This window comes from Actinomycetes bacterium (assembly GCA_036510875.1).
In the GTDB taxonomy this organism is placed as follows: domain Bacteria; phylum Actinomycetota; class Actinomycetes; order Prado026; family Prado026; genus DATCDE01.
Window position 1 is genome coordinate 1 of record DATCDE010000160.1, and the last position, 5,361, is coordinate 5,361.

Sequence of the window (5,361 nt, forward strand, 5' to 3'; positions counted from 1 at the left end):
AGGCGCAGGCCGTACTGCCCAGCCGCAGCGGCAGCGCGCAGCACCAGGGTGGGGTCCTCGCCGGGGCGGACGTCACGCGCCAGCACGGCCTCGCCGTCCTGCTCGACCACGCCGTCGGCGAGCGGCGCCCGCTCCCCGACCCGGTGGGTGCCGAACCGGGCGAACCGGCTGCCGCGGCTGGCCAGGGCCCGCTCGACCCGGTGCGCCGTCACGTCGAGGGCGTAGGCGATGCTGCGGCCGGCCGCCGCGACCTCGCGCAGCAGCAGGTCGCCGTCCAGCAGGCCCAGGGCGCGGGCCACGGCGTCCTGCTCCTGCAGGACCAGCTTGTCCGAGGGCCGCCCGGTGGTGCGGTGCAGCGCGTCCCGCGCGTCCAGCAGCGTGCGCCGCGCGTCCGACAACCCCTCGTGCGGGGTGTCGGCCACCCAGGACGCCGCGACGGCCCGCAGCGCGGTGAGGTCCCGCAGCCCGCCGTGGGAGTCCTTGAGGTCCGGCTCGAGGGAGAACGCGACGTCGCCGGAGCGCTCGGCTCGCTCCCGTGCCCCGGCCAGCAGGTCCGGCAGCCGACGGGCCGCGAACGCCCGCCAGTCGGCCAGCACGGCCTGGCGCAGTCCGGTGGTCAGCTCGGCGTCCCCGGCCAGGTGCCGCAGATCGAGCATGCCGAGCACCGCGCGAAGGTCTTCGCTGGCCACCCGCCGGGCCTCGGGCACAGTGCGCACAGCGTGGTCCAGCCGCACCCCCGAGTCCCAGATCGGGTACCAGATCCGGTCCGCGACCTCGGCCGCCGCCTCCACCGGGACCTCGGTGGCACGCAGCAGGACGACGTCCAGGTCGCTGCCCGGCGCCAGCTCCGCCCGGCCGTACCCGCCGACCGCGACGAGCGCGGTGCCGGGCGGCGGCTCGGCCGCCGCGTACAGCCCGGCCAGCCAGCGGTCGGTCAGCTCGGCCAGGTCGTGCCGGTGGCCCGGCCCGGGAATCCCGGGCCGGGCCACCAGCTCGGCGCGCGCCTGAACGTACGCCGCCGGGTCGAATGGGTCGGCCCCCCTTGGCGCCCCGACCTCTCCCCCGGTCTCGATCGCCATGGACGCTAGAGCGCCTCGACGCCGCGCTCGCCGGTGCGGACCCGGACGACGGAGTCGACCGGAATGGCCCACACCTTCCCGTCGCCGATCCGTCCGGTCTGCGCGCTCTTGACGATCACCTCGATGACGTCGTCGACGTCCCCGTCGTCGACCAGGATCTCCAGCCGCACCTTCGGCACCAGGTCGACGGTGTACTCCGCCCCCCGGTAGACCTCGGTGTGGCCGCGCTGCCGGCCGTAGCCGGACGCCTCGGACACGGTCATCCCGTGCGCCCCGAAGGACTCGAGCGCCGACTTCACGTCGTCCAGCTTGAACGGCTTGATGACCGCCGTGACGAGCTTCATGCGTCCACCCTCTCGGTGTCAGTGTCGGGAAGGGTCGTGGTCCCTCCCGCGGACGACGGGGCCGCGGCGCCGACGAGCGGCCGGAACCCGCTGCCGCCGCCCATGCTGCCGAAGTCGTAGGCGGTCTCCGCGTGGACGGTGAGGTCGACGCCCTGCACCTCGTCGTCCTTGCTGACCCGGAAGCCCATGGTCTTGTCGATCGCCAGGCCGATGATGTAGGCCAGCACGAAGGAGTACACCAGCACCGCGCCCGCCGCGACGGCCTGCCGCCACAGCTGGTTCAAGCCGCCTCCGTAGAACAGGCCGTTGACGCCGGCCGGGGCCGCGTCGGTGGCCAGGAAGCCGATGAGCAGGGTGCCGACGATGCCGCCGACCAGGTGCACGCCGACCACGTCGAGCGAGTCGTCGTAGCCGAGCTTGTACTTCAGGCCGATCGCCAGGGCGCACACAACACCGGCGATGGCGCCGACCGCGATCGCCCCGAGCGGGCTCACCGACGAGCAGGACGGCGTGATCGCGACCAGGCCGGCCACCACACCCGACGCCGCGCCGAGCGACGTCGGGTGCCCGTCCCGGATCTTCTCGGTCGCGAGCCATGCCAGCGAGGCGGCCGCCGTGGCGACCATCGTGTTGACCCAGGTGACCGCGGCCGTGTTGTTCGCGCCGAGAGCCGAGCCGGCGTTGAAGCCGAACCAGCCGAACCACAGCAGCCCGGCCCCGAGCATCACCAGGGTGAGGTTGTGCGGGCGCATCGGGTCCTTGGCGAAGCCGATCCGCTTGCCGAGCACCAGCGCGAGGGCCAGGCCCGCGGCGCCGGCGTTGATGTGCACCGCCGTGCCACCGGCGAAGTCGATCGCCTTGAGCTGGTTGGCGATCCAACCGCCCCGCTCACCGGTCACCCCGTTGAAGGCGAAGACCCAGTGCGCCACCGGGAAGTAGACGACGGTCGCCCAGATCGCCGCGAAGACCATCCAGGCGCCGAACTTGGTTCGGTCCGCGATCGCGCCGGAGATCAGCGCGACGGTGATGATGGCAAAGACCGCCTGGAAGGCGACGAACGCCAGGATCGGGATGCCCGTGCCCGGGATCGCCTTCCCCGCGCTGTCTACGGCCTGCAGGATCACCGACGACGGGCTCATCGTGCCCTTGAGCCCCAGGTACTGGAACGGGTCCCCGACGAAGCCGCCCTTGGAGTTGCCGAACGCCATCGAGAAGCCGTACAGGACCCACAGCACGCTGATCAGGCCGAGAGCCCCGAAACTCATCATCATCATGTTGAGGACGCTCTTCGCGCGGACCATGCCGCCGTAGAAGAACGCCAGGCCTGGTGTCATGAGCAGCACGAGTGCTGCGCTGGCGAGGACCCAGGCGGTGTCCCCTGCGCTGACTTGCGGCATGATCACTCTCCCCTCGCCGACCCGGGCTGGTCCCGTGGTCGGAATCCGACGAGGGGAACTCTCAAAGACGCAGGTTTCCCGGGCGTGCGGTCGGTGTTTCGCCCCGGTGACGCTTCGACCGCCCGTGTAACGGGTGTGTTGCGCGGCGCCGGGCCTGGTCCACCGTTCGGGTCAGTCGCCGAGCAGCGCGTCGACGAAGGCCGCCGGGTCGAACGGGGCCAGGTCATCCGGGCCCTCGCCGAGGCCGACCAGCTTCACCGGCACCCCGAGCTCGCGCTGCACCGCGACGACGATGCCGCCCTTGGCGGTGCCGTCCAGCTTGGTCAGGGCGATGCCGGTGACGTCCACGACCTCGGCGAACACCCGGGCCTGGGTCAGCCCGTTCTGGCCGGTGGTCGCGTCGAGCACGAGGAGCACCTCGTCGACCGTGCTCAGCTTCTCGATGACCCGCTTGACCTTGCCGAGCTCGTCCATCAGCCCGACCTTGGTGTGCAGCCGGCCCGCAGTGTCCACCACGACGGTGTCCACGCCGGCCTCGTGGCCCTTCTTCACGGCCTCGAACGCGACGGACGCCGGGTCGCCACCCTCGGGGCCGCGGACGACGATTGCCCCGACCCGCTCGCCCCAGGTCTGCAGCTGGTCCGCCGCGGCCGCGCGGAAGGTGTCCGCTGCGGCCAGCAGGACGGTGCGCCCGTCGGCGACGAGCACCCTGGCCAGCTTGCCGGTGGTGGTGGTCTTGCCGGTGCCGTTGACGCCGACCACGAGGACGACGGCGGGCGTGCCGTCGAGGTGCGCCTCGGTGTGCAGGGTGCGGTCCATGGCCGGATCGACGAGGTCCAGCAGCTGCTCCCGCAGCATCGCCTTCACGGCGGCCGGGTCTTTCACGCCGTCCACCCGGACGCGGGTCCGCAGCCGGTCGACGAGCTGGGCCGTGGGGGCAACCCCGAGGTCGGAGGTGAGCAGCGTCTCCTCGACCTCGTCCCAGGTGGCGTCGTCGACCTTGTCCCGGGCGAGCAGCGCGAGCAGGCCGACGCCGAGGGTGGACTGGGAGCGGGCCAGCCGGCCGCGCAGCCGGGTCAGCCGGCCGGCGGTGGGGGCGGGGGCCTCGACGCCGGGGACCTCGAGCGTCGGCATCGCGGTCGAGACGTCGTCCGGCAGGACCACCTGGTCGATCACGCGGGTGGCGGTGTCCCTCGGGACCTCCGCGTCGTCGCCGACCCCGGGGGCGTAGTCCCGGCCGGGGACCGGCGGCTCGGGCTTCGCACCGCGCCGGCGGGTGGTGACCAGCCCGACCGCCGCCACCACGATGACAGCCACCAACAACACGATCAGCACGATGGGGTCCACGCCCCCGAGTCTCCCACCCCCCTCCACCTGCGCGAGCGGGGTCGTGGGGTCAGGCCGGTTCGACCTCTCGCAGGCGCTGGCTGATCACGGTGGTCACGCCGTCCCCGCGCATGGAGACGCCGTACAGCGCGTCGGCGATCTCCATGGTGCGCTTCTGGTGGGTGATGACGATCAGCTGGCTGGCCGCGCGCAGCTCCTCCAGGATCGTCAGCAGGCGGCCCAGGTTGGTGTCGTCGAGGGCGGCCTCCACCTCGTCCATCACGTAGAACGGGCTGGGCCGGGCCTTGAAGATGGCCACCAGCAGCGCCACCGCCACCAAGGACCGCTCACCGCCGGACAGCAGCGACAGACGCTTGACCTTCTTGCCCGGCGGGCGGGCCTCCACCTCGATGCCGGTGGCGAGCATGTCGGAGGGGTCGGTGAGCACCAGCCGGCCCTCGCCGCCCGGGAACAGCCGGGAGAACACGCCCTCGAACTCCCGCGCGGTGTCGTGGAAGGCCGCGGTGAACACCTGCTCGACCCGCTCGTCGACCTCGCGGACGATGTCCAGCAGGTCGCGCCGGGTCTTCTTGAGGTCCTCCAGCTGCTCGGTGAGGAACTGCAGGCGCTCCTGCAGCGCGTCGAACTCCTCCAGCGCCAGCGGGTTGACCTTGCCGAGCAGCGCCAGCGCACGCTCGGCGGCCCGCAGCCGCTTCTCCTGCTCGGCGCGGACGTACGGCACGGACGGCGCAGGCTCGGACGCCGGCTCGCCGGGCTCGGTCCCCTCCTGGGCCCCCTCTTGGGCACCCTCCTGCGGGGCCTCGGACTCAGCCTCGGGCTCGGGTGCCGCGACGGTCGCCGGCACCGGCTGGTCCGGGCCGTACTCAGCGATCAGCGTGCCCGGGTCGACGCCGAGCTCCTCGACCGCCCGCTGCTCGAGCTGCTCGATCCGCAGCCGCTGCTCGGCGCGGGCGACCTCGTCGCGGTGCACCGAGTCGGTGAGCTGGTCAAGCACGGCCCCCAGCTCACGGAACCGGGTCCTGATCTCGCTCAGCTCGGCGTCCCGCTCGGCCCGCGCCCGCTCGGCGACGTCCCGCTCCTGGGCGCCCGCGCGCAGCGACACCTCGATCCGGCCCAGCGCCATCGAGGCGCCCCTGGCCACGGCGGCCGCCACGGCCGCCTCGCGGGCCCGCCGAGCCCGACGGGCCGCGGCGC

General features: G+C 73.2%; 5 protein-coding genes. All 5 read right to left on the reverse strand.

Annotation, left to right across the window (positions count from 1 at the left end):
- The coding region (locus VIM19_09255; protein ID HEY5185066.1) for a [protein-PII] uridylyltransferase at positions 1-1,079 on the reverse strand (1,079 nt) is incomplete at its 3' end.
- 5 nt (positions 1,080-1,084) lie between these two features.
- Positions 1,085-1,423 (reverse strand): P-II family nitrogen regulator, encoded by a 339-nt coding sequence (locus VIM19_09260; GenBank protein HEY5185067.1) that lies wholly within the window; start codon positions 1,421-1,423, stop codon positions 1,085-1,087.
- Complete coding sequence (locus tag VIM19_09265) at positions 1,420-2,820, reverse strand: ammonium transporter (GenBank protein ID HEY5185068.1); 1,401 nt, start codon at positions 2,818-2,820, stop codon at positions 1,420-1,422. The genes VIM19_09260 and VIM19_09265 overlap by 4 nt, the downstream gene beginning before the upstream one ends.
- A 171-nt stretch (positions 2,821-2,991) precedes the next feature.
- Positions 2,992-4,167 carry a signal recognition particle-docking protein FtsY gene (gene ftsY, locus VIM19_09270; GenBank protein HEY5185069.1) on the reverse strand — a complete coding sequence of 392 codons (1,176 nt, stop codon included), beginning with the start codon at positions 4,165-4,167 and terminating at the stop codon, positions 2,992-2,994.
- Positions 4,168-4,216: 49 nt separating this feature from the next.
- Positions 4,217-5,361: AAA family ATPase (locus VIM19_09275; GenBank protein ID HEY5185070.1), on the reverse strand; the 1,145-nt coding region annotated here is incomplete at its 5' end.

Bases quoted from the DNA above. Each gene is read 5' to 3' on its own strand.
- VIM19_09260 (HEY5185067.1), bottom strand. From the start codon at position 1,423: ATGAAGCTCGTCACGGCGGTCATCAAGCCGTTCAAGCTGGACGACGTG.
- VIM19_09265 (HEY5185068.1), bottom strand. From the start codon at position 2,820: ATGCCGCAAGTCAGCGCAGGGGACACCGCCTGGGTCCTCGCCAGCGCA.